Consider the following 19,350-nt stretch of genomic DNA (forward strand, 5'->3'; position numbering starts at 1 on the left):
AGATCACAGTAATTTTGCCGGCTTGCTTGCCTCCTGCTCGGCTTTCGGAACAGCCGCGAGTGTTGTATCAAGCCATGCCCGGGAGAATACCGGACGCGGCGAGGAAACATGCAAGGCATCCGGCAAAACAACATGGCATTTACTTTAGCAGGGTCTAATCTACTTGGCGTGGCCGCAGGGCTGGCCGCCCTGTGGCTTGCCCTGTCCGCCGGCCCGGCCCTTGCCGAAGACGCCAAGCCGGCCCAGCCAAAGCCGGCTGAAAGCAATGCAAAACCGGCCGATGCCAATCCGTGGGCGGTGAACTGCTCCAGCGGCTCGGCGACCACCGAGCTTCAGTGTCAGGTGTCGCAGAACCTGACCGAGGCCAAGACCGAGCAGCGCGTGCTGACCGTGACCGTGCGCCGCGACAACGGCAATGGCAGCCTGGCCATGCTGCTTGCCCTGCCGCACGGCCTGTTCCTGCCGTCCGGCGCCTCCTTCCAGATCGACCAGGGCCAGAAGACGACAATTGCCATCCAGACCAGCGACCAGAACGGCGCCTATGCCGCCACGCCGCTGTCGGCGGATCTCGTCAAGGCCATGAAGTCCGGGACCAATCTGAACATCGGCATGGAATCGGTGACGCGCAAGCCGGTCACCATTCCGGTGTCGCTGGCCGGCTTCACCGCCGCCGTCGCCAAGCTGGTATCGATCAAGTAGCCGCTGTCAGCGGCTTGATTGTTCATACCCGGAATGCTCCGTTGTCGCTTCAGACAATCGGAGAAACCCATGACAGGCTTTGTCGACCGCCGGCGCGCGGCGCAACTGATGGACCGCGCCGGCATCGCGGCGCTGGTGCTGTGCGCGCCCGAGGCCTTCCACTATGCGACCGGGGCCTCGATCGGACCGGCGGGACTGTTCCGGCGCGCCGGCGCCGGCTTCGTCGTCATCCCGGCTAGCCAGGGCCTGCCGATCGGCGTCGTGGTAGCGGATTTCAATAACGGACAACTGCAACGGGCTCTGTCGGACGCCGTCATCCGCAGCCACCCGATCTGGATCGAAACCGCCACGTTTGACGCCTCAAGGCCACAAGGGCTGGCGCAGCGCATACTGGCCGGCTTTGGCTCGTCCGGCTGGACATCTGCCGTTACCCGGCCCGCGACATTCGAACTCGCCAATTCCGTCCATGAGCTGAAGCAGATCCTGACCGGGTTCGGTCTCGACCACGCAAGGATCGGCGTCGATCTCGACTTCGTCGCCGCCGCCGATTTCTCGGTCATGCAGGCGCTGCTGCCGGCCTGTACCATGGTCGACGGCTCGGCGGTGCTCGACAGGCTGCGGGCCATCAAGTCGCCGCGCGAGATCGACCTGCTGCAGCAAGGCATCATCCTGTCGGAGGCCGGGCTGGAGCGGCTGCAGGTCGATGCGATGGCCGGCATGCGTCAGGCCGATCTCATTGCCCTCTATCGGCAAGGCGTCGCCACGGCCGCGTCAGGCCTGTCCCATCCGGTCGCGACAGCCGAATATGTGACGCTCGGCGCCCGGGCCAAAAGCACCGATGCGAAAGCCATGCCGGGCGATCCGCTGAAGTGCGACATGGTCTGCACGGTCGGTGGCTACGCCTCCGACATGTCGCGCAACTTCACCTTCGGACCACCATCCGCCGAGCAGGCCGAACTGCACGCGATCGCCGAGCGGGTCTTTGACGACGGGCTGGCGTCCCTTGTTCCAGGAACCACGCTCGCCCACGTGCATCGCGTCGCCACCGAAAGCCTAGCGCGGCAAGGGCTGCGCACCTACCGCCGCGGCCATTTCGGCCATGGCGTCGGCCAGTCGGTCTTCTCAGAGCAATGGCCGTTTATCGCTGCCGACAGCGATGTCGTCATCGAAGCCGGCATGGTGCTGGCCTTCGAGATCCCGCTCTACATAGACGGTCTCGCCAGCTTCAATCTCGAGGACCAGTTCCTGATCACGCCGGACGGTCCCGTTGCCATGAACCGACTGCCGAGGCGGCTGGAGAGGATCGGTTAGCCGGCTTCAAGTCTGCTGGAGATTGACCGTAGCCTCTCTGCCTTCGTCATCCACGGGCGGAGCAGGAGCGAAGCTCCGTCGCGGAGACCCGAAGATGACGAAGCGATCGGCGATTCGGCCAATCTCGAAGCCGTGCGCACACCGTGCCGAGCAATTATGCACTCACCGGCGGCCGCCTCCCCTTCCACGGCATCTCCTGCTCCAGCTGCGCCGACGCGGCCAGCACCGTTGCCTCGTCGCCGTAGCGGCCGACGAGCTGCACGCCGATCGGGACGCCGCCTTTCGACCAGCCGAGCGGCAGCGAGATCGCCGGCTGGCCGGAGATGTTGAAGGGGAAGGCAAACACCGAGTCCGCCCATTTGGCGTTGTAGCGGTCGATATCCGTCTCCGACATGTCGTAATAGCCGAACGGGCGCGGCAGCTGGGTCAGCGTCGGGGTTATGAAGAGATCGTAGGCGCCGAGGTCGCCGACGATGTCGCGGCCGACCTGCCTGAGCTGCTCGACATCGGAGATGTGCCTGGTACCGCTGGTCGAACGGCCACGCTCGATGATCGCAAAGGTCACCGCCTCCACGTCGTTTGGCGTCACCGGCCGGCCGATGACGGTTTCAAGGTAGTCGAAGGTCGCCGCCGTCTGCACGCAGGTCATGTTGGTGTAGGTCTTCCACACAGCATCGGCGTCGAGCGGCATGTCATGCTCCTCGACATGGTGGCCGAGGCGCTCGAGTGCCGCCACGGTCGCCAGCACCGCCGCCTTCACCTCCGGATCGATCGCGGTGCCGTTGGGCGGCGTGACGGAAAAGCCGATGCGCAGCTTCTTCGGCGCCCGTGCCGAGAGATCGAGCCAGGAACCGTCCGGCACCGGCGGGGTATAGGGGTCGCCCGGCAGCGCGCCGGCCACCGCATCGAGGTAGGCCGCCGTGTCGCGCACGGTGCGCGAGCAGCACAGGAAATAAGCGCCGCCATACCAATAGTCGCCGAACGGCGCGAGGCTGACGCGGCCGCGCGACGGTTTCAGCCCGACGATACCACAGCAGGAGGCCGGGATGCGGATCGAGCCGGCGCCATCGCTGGCCTCGGCGATCGGCACCATGCGCGAAGCGATCGCCGCGGCCGCACCGCCGCTGGATCCGCCGGGCGTGATGCCTTCCTTCCACGGGTTCTTGGTCACACCATAGAGTTTTGGTTCCGTGGTGATCGACCAGCCATTCTCCGGCGCGTTCGACTTGCCGACCAGCACCAGCCCGGCCGCCTTCATGCGGCGAACCACTTCGGTGTCGAAGTCGGCGACGACGTCCTTGAGGTAGAAGGAAGAATTGGTGTTCGGCGCCCCGGTCCAGGACGAGGCCAGCTCCTTGAGCAGGAACGGCACGCCGGCGAAGGGCGCTGATGTGTCGACCGTCTGCGCCTGGGCGCGCGCCATGTCGTAGAGGCGGTGGATGACCGCATTGAGCGCCGGGTTGAGCCGCTCGACCAGCGTGACCGCCGCCTCGACCAGTTCAGCCGGCTTAACATCGCCCCGCTTCACCAGTGCCGCGAGGTCGAGTGCGTCGGACTCGGCATAGGTTTTCAGCAGACTGTCGGTGACCATGTTTCTCTCATCCTCAGCCGATGGCTTTGTGTTGATGCCCGCCGATAGCCACGTTCGGGCAGCGGCCCCCTCACCCAGCCTCCGCTTCGCTCGGCTGACCTCTCCCCGAGGGGAGAGGAGATTATCGATGCCGGCGCCAGTCTCTTCTCCCCACCGGGGAGAAGGTGGCCGCGAAGCGGCCGGATGAGGGGGCCAGCTGGATTGCCTCAGGCCAGGTCGATGGTCCGGCCCAGCGCGATGCTCTGTTCGGCGGCCAGCACGATGCGCAGGCTGTTGACCGCCGCATCCATCTGCTCGGTGAGGTCGAGATCCTCGCGGATGGCGCGCAGGAAGAAGGCTTGCTCGCGGTCGCAGAGTTCCTGGTGGCCGGGCTCGTCCTCCATGCTGACGATCTCGTCGGGTTTGGAGAAATTCTTGTCGCTGTCGACAGCGGCATAATGGATTTTCAGAGCATCGGTCTTGGTGTGGCGGTCGATGTCGGCGGAGCTCGAAACCTCTGCCGGCTCGGCAGCGCTGCTCGCCTGCTGGCCGGCGACGATCGACACCGCGCCCTTGGGGCCGACGACGTCCTTCACGAAATAGGCCGTCTCGCTCATCATCGGCCCCCAGCCCGCCTCGTACCAGCCGACCGAGCCGTCATCGAAGGTGACGTGCAGGTGGCCGTAATTCTGCTTGTCGGCTTCCGCCCAGAGCTTGGCGCCGATGCCGTGCACCCGCACCGGCTTGGCGCCGGTGAGCTGGCACATGACGTCGACATAATGGACGCCGCAATCGACGATCGGGATCAGCGAATCGATCAGGTTCTTGTGCCAGTGCCAGGCGCTGCCGCTGCTCTGCTGGTTGAGGTTGAGCCGCATCACCAGCGGCTTGCCGAGCGTCTTGCCGACTTCGATGAATTTGATCCATGACGGGTGGACGCGCAGGATATAACCGAGCACCAGCTTGCGGTTCCTGGCCCGCGCCGCCGCGACCACCTGCTCGGCGTCCTCATTGTTGGTGGCCAGCGGCTTTTCCATGAACACATGGCAGTTGGCGGCGATTGCCTTCAGCGCGTATTCAGCGTGGGTATTCGGCCAGCTGTTGATCGAGACGGCGTCCGGTTTTGTTTCCTGCAGCGCCTGGTCGAAATCCTCGTAGAGTGGGTAGCCGGCTAATTCAGCCGGGATTTTCGTGTTGCTCTTGATCGAGCGGCTCATGATGCCGACGATCTCGAAACCGTCGAGCCGGTGATAGGCGCTCGCATGCGAAGCACCCATATTGCCGAGACCCACGACCAGAACTTTTACCTTGTCGGACACCGCCATCTCCCAGTTCTTGATTGAATTGTTCGCGACCGGTCGCCACTCGTATGTCTATCCGGGACAACCATCTCAGGTCAGCGCCGTCGCTCGTTGCCCGGCCCTTTCCTCTCCCCCGTCGAACGGGGGAGAGGTGTCGAGCGAAGCTCGACGGAGTGGGGGTCGACCGTCGCCGCCGCCTGAGGTTTTTTGCTCGTCAGATTGTGCCTGTCTTGCGGCGACTGCGTGTTTGGCTAACGCCTTCCCCCACTCCGTCGCCGCTTCGCGGCGCCACCTCTCCCGCCTCCGGAGGGAGAGGAAAGGAGCCAAGGCAGGGCAATGCGACATGACCTCGTTTGCTCAGCCCTACTTGATCGCCGAATCGAACAGATGCGCCTTGATCTTCTCGACATCGAGCGCGGCAAAGCCTTCCGACAGTTTGACGCCGTCGGCATCGGCCTTGACCTTGGCCTTGTCGAAATCATTGGCCGGGCCGATCAGCTCGTTGGTGCAGACATCCTCGGCCTTCACCGGAGCGGTGATCTGGCCGATCTTGTGGATCTCGTCGAAGAAGCCCTGCCAGCTCGCCATGTCGTGCGAGCCCCAGCCGCCGCGCTTGTCCATGTCGCCGCGGAAAACGTTGATCTGCTGCAGGATCGATGTGGTGCCGAGCTCGGGTCCCAGATTCTTGGCCAGCGTCGGGAACTGCTCGAACACCGCTTCGACGGCCGCGCGGGGATTTTGGTAGCCGAATTCGAGGCCCATCGCCCAGCCGCGCAGATACTTTTCCAGGAACGCCTTGCGGTCGGCATCCTCGAGATCGGCTGCACGCACGACGAAAGTGTTGGCCGGCAGCTTCGAGTTCTGCACGCCGAGCCAGTATTCGAAGTCGAGCCCCTTGGCGATCCATTCGGCGCGCAGGCCTTCCCACGACAGGGCAGCGTCGCCCTGGCCGCCGGCGAGCGCCGTGCCCCAGGTCGGCCAGCCGGCCTCGACATACTTCACCTTCTTGATGTCGACGCCTTGCGCGGCCAGCAGCGGGTCGGTAATCGACTGCCAGGCAGCCGAGCCGAGCAGGATGGTCTTGCCTTCCAGCTTCTTCAGATCGTTCGATCCCTCGCCCTTGCGGAAGGCGATGCTGAACGTGTCGCGGGCGCCCATGTGGAACACAGACTTCAGCTTCATGCCGTTCTGGATGGCGAAGGAGAACACGCCGGGCGAGGGGAAGCCCATATCGGCCTGGCCGACATCGACGAACTTCACCGTCGCGGTGCCGTCCGACGGTCCCGGCTGCATGTCGGTGTCCAGCCCATCGAAATAGCCGGCCTTCTTGGCCGCCCAGTAGGGATAGTCGTCGAGCACTTCGAGCGTGCCGCGCGGCGAAATCCAGGTGAACTTTCCGTAAGCCTCGGCGCTGGCCTTGAGGCCGGTGGCACCGAGCGCCGTGGCCGTCACCAGCCCGGCGCCGGTGACCTGCAGGAAATAGCGGCGGCTGATCCCCGCCGGGTTGATCGAGTTCTCTTTGGTCATGGCATTCCCCTTTTTTGTTTGATGTCAGTCTCTTGCCGCCCGCCTCCCGGGCGCCGTCTTACCCTTGTTATTTTGTGCATGCCGTTATCCCAAAACCGCTGCACACTTTTGGGCGACATGCTCTCAAGCCTCCCAGCTCGCCCATTTCTTGCCGATCAGGAAGAACAGCACGTAGATCAGGATGCCGAGCGTCGACAGGATCAGCACCACAGCGAAGAACTGCGGCATCTGGATCATGGACGAATAGGTGGTCAGCCGGTTGCCGAGGCCGAAACCACCGCCGACCATCTCGGCGCCGACCGCGGTCAACAGGCCGAAGATGGCGCCGATCATCAGCCCGACCAGGATCATCGGTAGCGCCATCGGCGCGCGGATCTTCCAGAAGATCTGCAAGGTGCTGGCGCCATAGGAGCGCGCCAGCGCGATCTTGGCGCTGTCGACGCGGCGGAAACCGGTGGCGGCGTTGATCATCACCATCGGCCCGGCAGCCAGCGCCACCGCGATGATGCGCGGCGTGTAGCCGAAGCCGAAGCGCAGGATCAAAAGCGGCACCAGCGCCAGCATCGGCGTGGTGACCAAAAGCAGGATATAGGGCGCGACGATCTTCTCGGCGAACGGGAACTGGGTGATGACGGCGGCCAACACCAGGCCGACGATGGCGCCGATGGTGAAGCCGGACACCAGCTCGACCAGCGTGTAGCCGAGATGCGGCGCGATCAGCGGAAACTCGTCGAACAGCGCATAGGCGATCGAGCTCGGCGGCGGCATGATGTAAAGCGGCACATGAAACAGCCGCAGCGCCAGTTCGATGCTGCCGATGATGATCACCGCCACGGCAAGAATGGCCGCCACCTCCTTGCCCGATTTGATGCCGGGGCCGCTGGCGAAGGCCGACAGATTGGTCAGGCTGACCTCGTGGCCGTCACCCGACTTGGCACCCGACTTGGACTTCGAGAATTCGGGAATGGCGTCGCCTCCGCTCACGGCCTGATCCTCACGATCTCGGCGCTCGGGCGCTCCGGGGCTTTTGGCCGCGTGCGTTCGCCGACAATGTCCATCTTGATCCGGTTGGTGAGGTCGAAGACCTCTTTCGTCGCCATGATCTCCAGCGAGCGCGGCCGGGGAAACGGCACGCGATACTCCTTGGCGACACGGCCCGGCCGGGCGCTCAGCACCACCACCCGGTCGGAGAGGAAGATCGCCTCCTCGATGCTGTGCGTGATGAAGACGATGGTTGTCTTGGTGTCGAGCCAGATCTCCTCGACCAGCCGGTTCATCTCCTCGCGGGTGAAACTGTCGAGCGCGCCGAACGGCTCGTCCATCAGCAGCACCGAGGGCTTCAACGCCAGCGCCCGCACGATCGCCGCGCGCTGCTGCATGCCGCCCGACAGCTCGCGCGGAAACTTGCCGCCGAAGCCGTCGAGCCCGACCCGGTTGAGCAGATGCGCGATCCACGCCCGGTCCGGTTTCTCGCCCTTGATCTCGAAAGGAAAGCGGATGTTGGCGTCGAGATTGCGCCACGGCAGGAGATTCGCTTCCTGGAAGACGATGCCGATATCGGGATGCGGACCGGTGATGGCCTTGCCGTCGAGCCGGATCTCGCCGCTGGTCAGGCTGTGCAGGCCCGACATCGACCACAAGAGCGTGGTCTTGCCGCAGCCGGAAGGGCCGACGATCGAGACGATTTCATTGGCGCTGACATCGAGGCTGCAGCGGTCCAGCGCCAGCAGGTCGCCGGAGGCCGTGTGATAGATCTTGGTCGCTGCCTGCACGCCAAGCTTCGGCTTTTTTGCATCGCCCGTGTTCATCTGCCCCCCGGGAAGATTGTGCGATGATCCATTGGCTCATCCCCAGCGAAAATCAGTCTGTAACTATCCTACTTTCCTGTCAAGCACCGACGATGATAACTGTATCACGAAAATCGAGTGATATACCTATCTGCTTGTTTTGATGTTGTTTTTGCGACCTTGAAATGCATGTTGCTTTCCTACATACTTCTGGACTGACACGGGCCGGAGAGGAACGGAGGAAGGTGAGCTTTCCCCAACGACACGCTGCGGTTGCGATGCGGCCGGGCACGTGGAGCCAGGACGTGCAAACATGCTAAGACGACAGCCTCGCAACCCAGGGAAAGACCAGGACCCCATGACCGAAGCTGGCAGCCAGGACGAGCCTGTTCCAGGCCCCGATACCGAGGGGCGCGACCCTGTCCGACGCATCCCCGACATCATCTCGCTGGTCAAGGATTCCTACAGCGAATTGCGTCCGGCCGAACGCCGTGTCGCCGATGTCGTGCTCGACGACGTCAAATACGCCGTGGACGCTTCCAACGCCGCCCTTGCCCAGCGCGCCGGCGTCAGCGAACCGACGGTGACCCGGTTCTGCCGCGCCATAGGCTGCGAGGGCGTGCGCGACTTCAAGCTCAAGCTGGCGCAGAGCCTCGTCGTCGGTGCGCTCTATCTGGCCAAGTCGCCTTCCGTCAGCAATGACAATGGCATGCCGTTCTGGAACGCTGTGTTCGGCGAGGCGCGCCGGGCGCTGCAGGAGGCCGAGCGGCAGCTCGACCCGGCGCAGCTGCAGAAAGCCGCCGAGCTGATCGCCAAGGCGCGCCAGGTCACGGTCTTCGGCCTCGGCGGCAGCTCCTCGGCGCTGGCGCAGGAAACCCAATACCGGCTGTTCCGCTACGGCATCACCGTCAGCGCCCAATGCGACCCCTATCTGATGCGCATGACCGCCTCGACGCTCAAGCCCGGCGATCTGGTGATCGCCATTTCGGCGACGGGACGCACCCGCGAGGTGATCGAGGCCGTCGAGCTCGCCAAGCATTACCGCGCCAATGCCATCGCCGTGACCGCGCCCGACACCGAGCTCGCCCGCGCCTGCGACGTCAGGCTGACGGTGGCGGTGCCCGAATACCCCGACACGCTGAAGCCGACGGCGTCGCGCTTTGCCTTCCTCGCGGTAATCGACCTTCTGGCGGTGGCCTCGGCCTACAAGCTCGACGGCTCGGCCCGCGAGACCGTGCGCCGCATCAAATACAACGCCCAGATCCACCGCACCGGCAAGGAGATGGAGCCGCTCGGGGATTAGCTCCCTTCTCCCCGCTCACGGGAGAAGGAGCCGGTCCACCCTCCGCAGCTGCAGCGCAGCTGCTGCGGAGGACGGGCAGGCGGATGAGGGGCGGGTTCGACAGTTATCATTCCAACACAGATCAGACGCACGCAGGAAGAGGGAAAGACATGCTCGAGATAGCACCAACGAAACAGGCAGCCGCATGGCTCGAATCCCTGGCGCATGCACTCGCAGCCGGCGACGTGGCCGCCGCGTCCAACCTGTTCGTCGACGATTGCTACTGGCGCGATCTGCTGACCTTCACCTGGAACGTCACCACCATGGAAGGCCGCGCGGCGATCGCCGACATGCTGGCGGCGACGCTGGCAACGAGGAAGCCGAGCGCGTGGCATCTGACCGGCGAAGCGATCTCGGACGAGGGCACCATCGAGGCCTGGTTCAGCTTCGAAACCGCGGTGGCGTCAGGAGAGGGCATCATGCGGCTGCGCGACGGCCGCTGCCGGACATTGTTCACGGCGATGACCGACCTCAAGGGCTTCGAGGAGCGCAAGGGGGCGAAGCGGCCGCTCGGCGTGCGCCACAAGGCCGATCCCAGGCGCGAGACCTGGTCGGAGGCGCGGGCGCGCGAGACGCGCGAGCTTGGCACTGATGAACAGCCCTATTGCCTGGTCATCGGCGGCGGCCAGGGCGGCATCATGCTGGGGGCGCGGCTGCGCCAGCTCGGCGTGCCCACCATCGTCATCGAGAAGAACGCGCGGCCGGGCGACTCCTGGCGCAACCGCTACCGCACGCTCGTGCTGCACGACCCGGTCTGGTACGACCATCTGCCCTACATTCCCTTCCCCGAGAACTGGCCGGTGTTCACGCCCAAGGACAAGATGGGCGACTGGCTGGAAATGTACACGCGCGTCATGGAGCTCAATTACTGGGTCGCCACCAAATGCCTCAGCGCCAGCTATGACGAGGCCGAAAAAGTCTGGACCGTGGTGGTCGACCGCGTCGGTCGCCAGATCACGCTGAAGCCGAAGCACATCGTCTTCGCCACCGGCGCCTATGGCCCGCCACGGCGGATCGATCTTCCGGGCGCCGACCGGTTCAAGGGCGAGTTGCTGCACTCCAGCCAGTATGCCAGCGGCGAAAAATTCCGCGGCAGGAAAGTCGCCGTCATCGGCGCGGCAAGCTCCGGCCACGATGTCTGCGTCGACCTCTGGGAAAGCGGCGCCGAGGTCACCATGATCCAGCGTTCCCCGACGACAGTGGTCAAGTCGGACACGCTGATGGAAGTCGGCTTCGAGATCTTCTCGGAAGACGCACTGGCACGCGGCATCACCACCGAGAAGGCCGACATGATCGTCGCCTCGACGCCGTTCGCGCTGGTGCCCAAGGGTCAGCGGGCGCTTTATGAGGTGATCAAGGCGCGCGATGCCGCGTTCTACGACCGCCTGCGCGCCGCCGGCTTCGCCCTCGATTTCGGCGATGACGAGACCGGCCTTCTGATGAAGGCCTACCGCACCGGCTCCGGCTACTACATCGATGTCGGCGCCTCCGACCTGATCATAGATCGCAAGATCGGCGTCCGCAGCGGCGTCGCCATCAAATCGCTGACGCCTGAAGGCATCCTGTTCGAGGACGGAACCGAGCTGGCCGCCGACGCCATCATCGCCTGCACCGGCTATCAGTCGATGAACGAGACGGTGGCGGCGATCGTTTCGCGTGAAGTTGCCGACAAGGTCGGCCCGTGCTGGGGTCTCGGCTCCGGCGTCAAGGGCGATCCCGGACCTTGGCAAGGCGAGCTACGCAACATGTGGAAGCCGACCGCGCAGGAAGCGCTCTGGTTCCACGGCGGCAATCTGGCGCTATCGCGCTTCTATTCGAAATATGTGGCCCTGCAGATCAAGGCGCGGATGGAGGGCATCGAGACGCCGGTTTACGGGGCGGTGAGCAACGCCAGGTAAGGTCGACCCCCACTCCGTCGAGCTTCGCTCGACACCTCTCCCCCGATCGACGGGGGAGAGGAAAAGGCGCGCATTCGCCAACCTTGACGCCCTTCCTCTCCCTCCGGGGGGGGAGAGGTGGCGCCGCGAAGCGGTGACGGAGTGGGGAAGCCGCTCGCCAACGCGCAGCCGCCGCCAGACAGGCACATCCCTGCCGAGATCAGCTAATCGTGCCGGTGCCCAAAGTGCCGCGCCGCAACCTCGACATGCGTATGCGACGCCTGCGCCACGAAACGCTCGGTCTCGTTGTGATCAGCCGCCTCGTTCAGCCACCATGTGCCGCCGATAACGATGCCTTCCGACACCAGCCGCTGGTCGGCTACCAGCGATGCGCCGACCGCGTCGACGAAGGTGAAGCGGCCCGGGCGCTGCCTGAGCACGGCGACGTCGCCGACGGTGCCGACCGCCAGCGTGCCCAGATCAGGCCGCGCGATCGCCTGCGCCGGCGCTTGCGTGGCGGCGCGCAGCACCTCGACCAGCGGCATGCCGAGCGCCAGGAGCTTCGACATGCAGACGAGGATGTCGAAGGCCGGTCCGTCGACGCAGTAGAGATGCACGTCGCTCGAGATCACGTCCGGCGCCAGCCCCTCCCCGAGCATGGCGCGGGCGACGGCGAAATCGAACGAGCCCATGCCGTGGCCGATGTCGAAGATGACGCCGCGCTCGCGCGCCAGCCGCATGTCCGGCCGCACCGCGCCGGAAGCGAACACCGGCGCATTGGGGAACGGGCGGAAGCAGTGGGTGAGGATGTCGCCCCTGCGCAGGCGCGGCAGCACTTCCGAGCGGCCGGGCGGCGGCTCGTCGATATGCGCCATCAGCGGCAGGCCGGCCTGGTCGGCGGCCTCCAGCGCGAGATCCACCGGGGCGATGCCGCTGGTGCCGCCGGCATGCTTGCCCGAGCGAACCTTGACGCCGACCACGACATCGCGGTGCTCGCGCACGGCTGCGACCACCTCGCGCGGTTCGCACAGCCTGAGGTCGCTACACTCGCCGACCGACACCGTCTGCGAAAAGCCGAAAATGCCGGCAAAGGAAATGTTGACATAGGCCAGGATGCGCACCTTCGAGCGCTCCATGACGTGGCGGCGGAAGCCGAGGAAATTGCCGGCTCCCGCACTGCCCGCATCGATGAAGGTGGTGGTGCCGCTCTTGGCGGCCAGCCGATCGGCATCGACGCCAAGCGACGTGCCGCCCCAATAGACGTGGCTGTGCAGGTCGACCAGGCCCGGCGCAACGATGCAGCCGCCGGCATCGACGATCTGCGCGGCGCTGTCCACCGGGATATCGGCATCGACAGCGGCAACGCGGCCATTGGCGATGGCGACATCGCGCGGAGCGTCGAGGCCAGCGGCCGGATCGATCAGCCGTCCGCCCTTGAGCAGGAGGTCGAATTGCATTGGGGGTCACCTCCGCTTCGTTGCTTTGCCTACAGAGGCCGGTAGGCGACCGCCTCGACCTCGATCTTGATGTCGATCATCAGCCGCGATTCGACCGTGGTGCGGGCCGGCGGGTCTTTGGGGAAGTGCCGGGCATAGACCGCGTTGAAGGCGCCGAAATCGCGTGCGTCTTCCAGCCAGACCGTGGTCTTCACCACATCGTCCATTGTGCAGCCGGCCAACGCCAGCGCGGCCTTGATGTTGGCGAGCACCTGCTCGGTCTGTTCCGATATGCCGCCCTTGACCACGATGCCGTCGCTGCCGACGGGAACCTGGCCCGAGACATAGACGAGATCGCCGGCCCGCACGGCTGGCGACAACGGCACATGCGACGTTCCAAAACACTGTTTCGGCAAGGGACAAGCCTCCTCTGATGACAGGACGGGGCGCCATGGCAGCGCCCGCTTCGATCGACGTTTACGCCGATCGGGGCGATCCTCATAGGGGGCTTGTTGGAAAGCAACATTCTTCGAAATCCGCGTTGCTTTATTACAAGAGCGCTTGCATCGTACGCGCTGACGGGCGGCTTGGAAGCCGCAACGCACAGACCCATTTGCCAGAGCGGAGACACCCAGCAATGACCTACGACAAGAACCCGTTTCCATCAGGCGATGCCGATCGCCACGCGCTCTGGGAAATGCTGGTGCGGCGCGACATCGACGCCTTCATCGGCCAGGACTGGGCTATGGTCGAGGATGATTTCGTCGCCGAGAGCTTCTTCGGCATGCATGCGCATTTCCTCAGCAATGCCGACGCCTGGCGGCTGCAGTTTCCAAGGCTCGAAGTCTATCGCGACGAATGGCTGCGCCAGGCCAAGGAGACGGCGGCGACCAAATTCGCCGAGCCGCTGCGCGAGGCGCTGTTTCGCGTCACCAACATGCGCGACATCGATGTCGACGGCGACCGCGCCGTGCTGCACAAGAAATTCGATGGCTCGGTCGCCAAGGCGGACGGCAGCGTCGACCGCCTGAAATGGCAGACGCTGTATTTCTGCAGCAAGCTCGGCGGCAGCTGGAAGATAGCAGGCTTCGTCGGCTACATGCCGCATCCGCTCGGCAGCTAGAGCCGCTGATCGCCAAAGCGCAAAGATAGGTCGGGCCAAACGTGAGGCCCGGCACCGCGGCCGCCATCGGCGAGCCGTTGAGCAGCGATGGCGGATGCAAGGCGCCGCATTCCATCAAACGCATCGCCAGGCATTCGCAATGCTTTTTGCGCCCCATTCTTACGAATTTGTATGCCGCCGGACAGGCCGGTGTGAACTCGTTTGCTTACGGTGCACGGGGCGGATCGCCGCCGCCCCGCCGCAAACGTCGACCTCTGGACTTCAGCCATGCTCGCACCCAACAGGCAACAACCCGCCGCACCGAGCTACAACAGGGTTCCCGACGTCACCCTCGACTTCTGGCTGATCAAGCTGATGGCGGTCACCACGGGCGAGACCGCGGCGGACTATCTAGCCGGCACGATCGGTCTTGGGCTGACCGTCACCTCGCTGATCATGACCGGCATCCTGATCGCGGCCCTCGTCCTGCAGTTTGCGCGGAAACGCTATGTGCCATGGGCGTATTGGCCGGCGGTGGTGCTGATCAGCATCGTCGGCACGCTGATCACCGACAACCTGGTCGACAATTTCGGCGTGCACCTGCAGACGACGACCATCGCCTTCTCGGTTGCGCTCGCCGCGACGTTCGCGGTCTGGTACGCCAGCGAAAGGACGCTGTCGATCCACACCATCTTCACCACCAGGCGCGAGATCTTCTACTGGCTGGCGATCCTCTTGATCTTCGCGCTCGGCACCGCCGCCGGCGACCTCGTCGCCGAAAGCTTCGACATGGGCTATCTCGGCACCACACTGCTGTTCGGCGGCGCCATCGCGCTCATCTTGCTCGCCTATTGGCTGCTCCATCTCGACGGCATCCTGGCCTTCTGGCTCGCCTACATCCTGACCCGGCCGCTCGGCGCCTCGTTCGGCGACCTGCTGTCGCGTTCGGCCAGGCATGGCGGCTTGGGCTTCGGCACCATTTTCACCAGCCTGCTCTTCCTTGGCTGCATCGTTGCCCTCGTCCTGCACATGACCCTGAAGGGGACAACCGACGAGGCTGATGAACTGTTGCTGGACCTGGACTGAAGCCTTGGCTTCGTCATCCGCGCGCGGAGCAAGGAGGGTAGCGACGCAGCGCCGACCCTACGATGACGAAGTTGGTGAAAGCTGCTCCGAATGCCTGCGCCTTCGTGACATCCTAGGAACAAGCCCGTGCCGGTGATAGCCTCTCCATCTCGGCAACGGACCGGACCTTTCATGCGACTGCTTCTCGTCGAGGACGACCACAGGACGGCCGACTATATCGTCAGGGGACTGACCGAGGCCGGCCATGTCTGCGACCTCCTGCGCGACGGACATGACGCGCTGTTCGCGGCGACCCGGGGCAATTACGACGTGATCATCGCCGATCGGATGATCCCCGGTCTCGACGGCCTGTCGATGGTCAAGGCGGTGCGCGCCGCGGGCGTGCGGACGCCGGCGATCTTCCTCACCTCCGTCGGCGGAATCGACGACCGCGTCGAGGGGCTGGAGGCCGGCGGCGACGACTATCTGGTCAAGCCCTTCGCCTTTTCCGAACTTCTCGCACGCATCAACGCGCTTGGCCGGCGGCCGGCGGCGCAGGAGCAGAAAACCGTGCTGCGGGTCGCCGACCTCGAAATGGACCTGATCATGCGGCGGGTCACGAGGCAGGGCCAGCCGATCGACCTGCAGCCGCGGGAATTCAGCCTGCTGGAAGTGCTGATGCGCGGCGAAGGTCGCGTCATCACCCGCACCATGCTTCTGGAGCGCGTCTGGGATTTTCATTTCGACCCCAGGACCAGCGTCGTCGAGACCCATATCAGCCGGTTGCGGGCCAAGGTCGACAAGCCCTTCGAAACCCAGCTCATCCACACGGTCCGCAACACCGGCTACAGCCTGCACGCGCCGTCATGACCGGAACATGGTCCCGTCTGCTGCGCAGCACACCGTTCCGGCTGGCCCTGACCTTCGCCTTCCTGTTCGTGCTGGCCTTCGTCCTGTCTGGCGCCATCGTCTACCAGATGATGAGCGCCGATCTTGCCGAGCGGCTCGACGACACCATCAAGGAGACCTACGCGGTCGTCGCCGCGACCTATGCCGAGAACGATCTCAAGGAGCTGGTTGAGACCGTCGGCAGCCACTCCCTGCGCAGCCTCAAGAAGGAGCAGCTGTTTTCGCTGACCGACGCGACGGGCAATCGCCTGGCCGGCAACTTCACCGCGGCAGGGCTTCCCGACGGCTTCTCGATGTTCGATGCCGAAATGCCCGGCGTGCCGCCCGGCGCCGAGTACCGCGCCTATTCCGGCCCCGTCGGCAGCAACACCCTGACCGTCGCCTTCAGCCTTTCCGAGACGGAGGAGCTGGAGAGGATCGTGCTGATGAGCTTTGGCTGGGGAACCCTGATCATCACCGGGCTGGCGGTCGCCGGCGGCGCCCTGCTTGCCTCCCGCGTCCAGCGCCGCCTAGACGGCATCGCCGCCACCATGGTGGATGTCTCGCATGGACGGCTGGACACCCGCATTCCCCTGACCGGCAAGGGCGACGACATCGACATCGTCTCCAGCCAGGTCAATGCCGCGCTCGACCGCCTGTCGGCGCTGGTCGAAGGCATGAAACAGGTCAGCGCCAACATCGCCCACGATCTGAAGACGCCGCTCAACCGGTTGCAGATGATCCTCGACACCGCGTCTGAAAAGAACCTGTCGGGCCGGAAAATCGCCGCTGAACTGGCGGATGCGCATGCCGAGAGCCTGCAGATCAACGAGACCTTCGATGCGCTGCTGCGCATCGCGCAGATCGAGGCCGGCGCCCGCCGGGCGCGGTTCACCGACGTCGATCTGGGCGAGGTGCTGCAAACCATCGCCGAGATCTATGCCGATGTTGCCGAGGACGACGGAAAGTCGCTGTCGTTGGCGCAGCCGCAGGAAACGACGGAGCTGATCCATGGCGATCGCGAGCTGCTGACGCAGATGTTCGCCAATCTGGTCGAGAACGCGCTGCGCCATTGTCCATCGGGTACGACGATAAAGCTGTCGGTGAGGCGCCAGGACGAACGCGTCGTCGCCAGCGTCGCCGACAACGGACCCGGCATTCGGGCCGACGAGCGCGAGAAAGTGTTCCAGCGGCTCTACCGGCTGGACCATAGCCGGTCGACATCAGGCAGCGGCCTCGGGCTCAGCCTTGTCCGGGCCATCGCCGATCTGCACGGTGCATCGATTACGCTAGGCGATGAGCAGCCTGGGCTTGCGGTGGCGGTGAGTTTTCTCCCCGCTTGAGGGGGAGATCAGCCGCTTCACCTATCGATCCGCGTCGACAGGATGATCGACGACAGGGTCCGCTCGACCCCATCCATGGCGCCGATCTGGTCGAGCAGCATGTCGAGGTCGCGGATCGACGGCGCGTCGATGATGACGATCATGTCGAAATTGCCGCTGACCGAATGCAGCGTCCTGACCGGCGCCAAAGCGCGCAGGCCGCGCACCACCTTGTCGGCGAGCTTGGGCGTCACGGTGAGCAGCACATGCGCCCGCACCAGCCCCTGCTCGTAGTCCGGCGCCAGCCGCACACCATAGCCTGATATGATGCCGCGCTGTTCCAGCCGCTCGATGCGGCTCTGCACGGTTGTGCGTGACACGCCAAGCCGCCGCGCGAGCTCGGCGGTCGAGGCGCGCGCATTCTCGCGCAGCAGGGAAAGCAGGGCTTGTTCGGCGTCACTGAGCATTTCGACGATTCCTGTCGGCAGATTGCACAATCGGAGTTTCGTTTCGAACAATTCCACGCTTCCTTTCGACGGGCAAGCTGCGAATCTGGGATCACAATCAGTGAGGGATCGGTCATGAAGAAAATTGTTGTTGTCGGCGCCGGCAAGATCGGCTCGACCATTGCCGAGATGCTCGCCGCCACTGGGGACTATCAGGTCACGCTCGTCGACCGCTCGGCAGCACAGCTCGCTGCCGCCGAAGTGCCGGCCACGGTTGCGGCGCTGGAGCTCGACATCGAAGCCCCCGGGACCCTGGAAGCCGCACTCGCCGGCAAGTTCGCGGTGCTCAGCGCCGCTCCCTTCCATCTGACCACGCGCATCGCCGAGGCCGCGGCCAGTGCAGGCGTGCACTATCTCGACCTGACCGAGGACGTTGTCTCCACCCGCCGGGTCAAGGAACTGGCGCGCTCGGGCAGAAACGCCTTCATTCCGCAATGCGGCCTGGCGCCGGGCTTCATCTCGATCGTCGCCAACGATCTCGCCAGCCGTTTCGATTCGCTGGAGAGCGTGCGCATGCGCGTCGGCGCTTTGCCGCAATACCCATCCAACGCGCTGAACTACAATCTCACCTGGAGCACCGACGGCGTCATCAACGAATATTGCGAGCCCTGCGAGGCGATCGTCGAAGGCGAACTGGTCGAGGTGCCGCCGCTGGAGGAGCGCGAGGAGTTCTCGCTCGACGGCGTCACCTACGAGGCGTTCAACACCTCGGGTGGCCTCGGCACGCTGGCCGAGACGCTGAAGGGCAAGGTGCGCACGCTCAACTACCGCACCATCCGCTACCCCGGTCACGCCGCGATCATGAAGGCGCTGCTCAACGACCTTGGCCTGCGCCACCGCCGCGACGTGCTGAAGGACATTTTCGAAAGCGCCCTGCCAGCGACGTTGCAGGACGTGGTCATCGTCTTCGTCACCGTCTCCGGCCGCAAGAACGGCCGCCTGCTGCAGGAGACCTACGCCAACAAGATCTACTCGAAGCGCGTCGGCGACCAGGTGCGCAGCGCCATCCAGATCACCACCGCCTCCGGCATCTGCGCCGTGCTCGACATGCTGGCCGACGGCAGCCTGCCGGCGACGGGCTTCATCAAGCAGGAAGACATCGCGCTCGACACCTTCCTCGCCAACCGCTTCGGGCGCGCCTACGCCCAGCACGAAATGGTGAGCCGGCTGGCGAGCTGAGGAGCGCCCTTTCCTCTCCCCCGTCGATCGGAGGAGAGGTGTCGAGCGAAGCTCGACGGAGTGGGGGTCGACCGGCTCGGAAGTTGTTATTTCAAGCCGGGGCGATGCCAGCGCTTGGTTGCGCGCCTGTACGAGATTTAGACCCGGTCCGATCGTGCTCACCTGTCGGCGGCTGTGCCTTCGACGGTCGGCTTCCCCCACTCCGTCGCTGCTTCGCAGCGCCACCTCTCCCCCCTCCGGAGCAGGGCTATCGCATATGAGTAAAGAGATCATGGAAGAAGTCTTTGCTCCAGTTTGCCCTTCGCATTTTACTTGCGATTGGTTTGTCGAGCGGATGGGCAGCCAAGATGTTTTGCGCAAGCCTTCGGATGATAGCCAGGTTTTGTGGGGCGTTGTCCTTTCGGGTGCGGGCGTCATCTTCATGGAAGACGACATCAA

General features: G+C 64.7%; 17 protein-coding genes and 1 pseudogene. 9 read left to right on the top strand and 9 right to left on the bottom strand.

Annotated features, from left to right (window positions below):
• Positions 1 to 132: 132 nt before the first annotated feature.
• Positions 133 to 699 carry an invasion associated locus B family protein gene (locus EOA16_RS29430; RefSeq protein WP_245456051.1) on the top strand — a complete coding sequence of 189 codons (567 nt, stop codon included), beginning with the start codon at positions 133 to 135 and terminating at the stop codon, positions 697 to 699.
• A gap of 69 nt (positions 700 to 768) precedes the next feature.
• A complete protein-coding gene (locus EOA16_RS29435) occupies positions 769 to 2,010 on the top strand; it encodes a Xaa-Pro peptidase family protein (RefSeq protein ID WP_127261285.1) in 1,242 nt (413 codons plus the stop codon).
• A gap of 154 nt (positions 2,011 to 2,164) precedes the next feature.
• Here the strand turns inward: EOA16_RS29435 and EOA16_RS29440 are convergent, their stop codons facing one another.
• From EOA16_RS29440 to EOA16_RS29465, 5 genes are all read right to left on the bottom strand, one after another.
• A complete protein-coding gene (locus EOA16_RS29440) occupies positions 2,165 to 3,601 on the bottom strand; it encodes an amidase (protein WP_127261286.1) in 1,437 nt (478 codons plus the stop codon).
• Positions 3,602 to 3,807: 206 nt separating this feature from the next.
• Entirely contained in the window at positions 3,808 to 4,899 is a 1,092-nt protein-coding gene (locus tag EOA16_RS29445; RefSeq protein ID WP_127261287.1) for a Gfo/Idh/MocA family oxidoreductase, read from the bottom strand.
• A gap of 345 nt (positions 4,900 to 5,244) precedes the next feature.
• Complete coding sequence (locus EOA16_RS29455) at positions 5,245 to 6,408, bottom strand: ABC transporter substrate-binding protein (protein ID WP_127261288.1); 1,164 nt, start codon at positions 6,406 to 6,408, stop codon at positions 5,245 to 5,247.
• A 123-nt stretch (positions 6,409 to 6,531) separates the two neighbouring features.
• Positions 6,532 to 7,392: an ABC transporter permease gene (locus tag EOA16_RS29460; protein ID WP_127261289.1), complete on the bottom strand. Its 861-nt coding sequence runs from the start codon at positions 7,390 to 7,392 to the stop codon at positions 6,532 to 6,534.
• Positions 7,389 to 8,216: an ABC transporter ATP-binding protein gene (locus tag EOA16_RS29465; RefSeq protein ID WP_023813386.1), complete on the bottom strand. Its 828-nt coding sequence runs from the start codon at positions 8,214 to 8,216 to the stop codon at positions 7,389 to 7,391. The genes EOA16_RS29460 and EOA16_RS29465 overlap by 4 nt, the downstream gene beginning before the upstream one ends.
• A gap of 337 nt (positions 8,217 to 8,553) precedes the next feature.
• On the opposite strand from EOA16_RS29465, the gene EOA16_RS29470 reads away from it, so the two are divergent.
• Together EOA16_RS29470 and EOA16_RS29475 are read left to right on the top strand one after the other, a co-directional pair.
• A complete protein-coding gene (locus EOA16_RS29470; protein WP_127261290.1) occupies positions 8,554 to 9,498 on the top strand; it encodes a MurR/RpiR family transcriptional regulator in 945 nt (314 codons plus the stop codon).
• A gap of 149 nt (positions 9,499 to 9,647) precedes the next feature.
• Positions 9,648 to 11,435, top strand: coding sequence for an NAD(P)/FAD-dependent oxidoreductase (locus EOA16_RS29475; protein WP_127261291.1), 1,788 nt, complete (start codon positions 9,648 to 9,650; stop codon positions 11,433 to 11,435).
• 203 nt (positions 11,436 to 11,638) lie between these two features.
• Here the strand turns inward: EOA16_RS29475 and EOA16_RS29480 are convergent, their stop codons facing one another.
• Positions 11,639 to 12,871: an amidohydrolase/deacetylase family metallohydrolase gene (locus tag EOA16_RS29480; protein WP_127261292.1), complete on the bottom strand. Its 1,233-nt coding sequence runs from the start codon at positions 12,869 to 12,871 to the stop codon at positions 11,639 to 11,641.
• A 29-nt stretch (positions 12,872 to 12,900) separates the two neighbouring features.
• Positions 12,901 to 13,266 (bottom strand): RidA family protein, encoded by a 366-nt coding sequence (locus tag EOA16_RS29485; RefSeq protein ID WP_027037525.1) that lies wholly within the window; start codon positions 13,264 to 13,266, stop codon positions 12,901 to 12,903.
• A 221-nt stretch (positions 13,267 to 13,487) separates the two neighbouring features.
• Here EOA16_RS29485 and EOA16_RS29490 point away from each other — a divergent pair, with 221 nt between their 5' ends.
• The 4 genes from EOA16_RS29490 (at position 13,488) to EOA16_RS29505 (ending at position 17,248) form a co-directional block, all read left to right on the top strand.
• Positions 13,488 to 13,973: a hypothetical protein gene (locus EOA16_RS29490; RefSeq protein ID WP_127261293.1), complete on the top strand. Its 486-nt coding sequence runs from the start codon at positions 13,488 to 13,490 to the stop codon at positions 13,971 to 13,973.
• Between the two features lie 267 nt (positions 13,974 to 14,240).
• Positions 14,241 to 15,038: a hypothetical protein gene (locus EOA16_RS29495; protein WP_127261294.1), complete on the top strand. Its 798-nt coding sequence runs from the start codon at positions 14,241 to 14,243 to the stop codon at positions 15,036 to 15,038.
• 171 nt (positions 15,039 to 15,209) lie between these two features.
• Positions 15,210 to 15,887, top strand: coding sequence for a winged helix-turn-helix domain-containing protein (locus EOA16_RS29500; protein ID WP_127261295.1), 678 nt, complete (start codon positions 15,210 to 15,212; stop codon positions 15,885 to 15,887).
• Positions 15,884 to 17,248: an ATP-binding protein gene (locus EOA16_RS29505; RefSeq protein ID WP_127261296.1), complete on the top strand. Its 1,365-nt coding sequence runs from the start codon at positions 15,884 to 15,886 to the stop codon at positions 17,246 to 17,248. The genes EOA16_RS29500 and EOA16_RS29505 overlap by 4 nt, the downstream gene beginning before the upstream one ends.
• Before the next feature lie 17 nt (positions 17,249 to 17,265).
• On the opposite strand, the gene EOA16_RS29510 is transcribed toward EOA16_RS29505, so the two are convergent.
• A complete protein-coding gene (locus tag EOA16_RS29510; RefSeq protein ID WP_127261297.1) occupies positions 17,266 to 17,694 on the bottom strand; it encodes an Lrp/AsnC family transcriptional regulator in 429 nt (142 codons plus the stop codon).
• Positions 17,695 to 17,808: 114 nt separating this feature from the next.
• Between EOA16_RS29510 and EOA16_RS29515 the strand changes: the two genes are divergently transcribed.
• Complete coding sequence (locus EOA16_RS29515) at positions 17,809 to 18,912, top strand: saccharopine dehydrogenase family protein (protein WP_127261298.1); 1,104 nt, start codon at positions 17,809 to 17,811, stop codon at positions 18,910 to 18,912.
• A gap of 247 nt (positions 18,913 to 19,159) precedes the next feature.
• Here the strand turns inward: EOA16_RS29515 and EOA16_RS33400 are convergent.
• Positions 19,160 to 19,350 (bottom strand): annotated as a pseudogene (locus tag EOA16_RS33400) (ISAs1 family transposase); the annotation flags it as partial.

The sequence above is a fragment of the Mesorhizobium sp. M7A.F.Ca.US.008.03.1.1 genome (genome assembly GCF_003997495.1).
Taxonomy (GTDB): Bacteria; Pseudomonadota; Alphaproteobacteria; order Rhizobiales; family Rhizobiaceae; genus Mesorhizobium.

Bases quoted from the DNA above. Each gene is read 5' to 3' on its own strand.
- EOA16_RS29430 (WP_245456051.1), top strand. From the start codon at position 133: ATGGCATTTACTTTAGCAGGGTCTAATCTACTTGGCGTGGCCGCAGGG.
- EOA16_RS29435 (WP_127261285.1), top strand. From the start codon at position 769: ATGACAGGCTTTGTCGACCGCCGGCGCGCGGCGCAACTGATGGACCGC.
- EOA16_RS29440 (WP_127261286.1), bottom strand. From the start codon at position 3,601: ATGGTCACCGACAGTCTGCTGAAAACCTATGCCGAGTCCGACGCACTC.
- EOA16_RS29455 (WP_127261288.1), bottom strand. From the start codon at position 6,408: ATGACCAAAGAGAACTCGATCAACCCGGCGGGGATCAGCCGCCGCTAT.
- EOA16_RS29465 (WP_023813386.1), bottom strand. From the start codon at position 8,216: ATGAACACGGGCGATGCAAAAAAGCCGAAGCTTGGCGTGCAGGCAGCG.
- EOA16_RS29470 (WP_127261290.1), top strand. From the start codon at position 8,554: ATGACCGAAGCTGGCAGCCAGGACGAGCCTGTTCCAGGCCCCGATACC.
- EOA16_RS29475 (WP_127261291.1), top strand. From the start codon at position 9,648: ATGCTCGAGATAGCACCAACGAAACAGGCAGCCGCATGGCTCGAATCC.
- EOA16_RS29480 (WP_127261292.1), bottom strand. From the start codon at position 12,871: ATGCAATTCGACCTCCTGCTCAAGGGCGGACGGCTGATCGATCCGGCC.
- EOA16_RS29490 (WP_127261293.1), top strand. From the start codon at position 13,488: ATGACCTACGACAAGAACCCGTTTCCATCAGGCGATGCCGATCGCCAC.
- EOA16_RS29495 (WP_127261294.1), top strand. From the start codon at position 14,241: ATGCTCGCACCCAACAGGCAACAACCCGCCGCACCGAGCTACAACAGG.
- EOA16_RS29500 (WP_127261295.1), top strand. From the start codon at position 15,210: ATGCGACTGCTTCTCGTCGAGGACGACCACAGGACGGCCGACTATATC.
- EOA16_RS29505 (WP_127261296.1), top strand. From the start codon at position 15,884: ATGACCGGAACATGGTCCCGTCTGCTGCGCAGCACACCGTTCCGGCTG.
- EOA16_RS29510 (WP_127261297.1), bottom strand. From the start codon at position 17,694: ATGCTCAGTGACGCCGAACAAGCCCTGCTTTCCCTGCTGCGCGAGAAT.
- EOA16_RS29515 (WP_127261298.1), top strand. From the start codon at position 17,809: ATGAAGAAAATTGTTGTTGTCGGCGCCGGCAAGATCGGCTCGACCATT.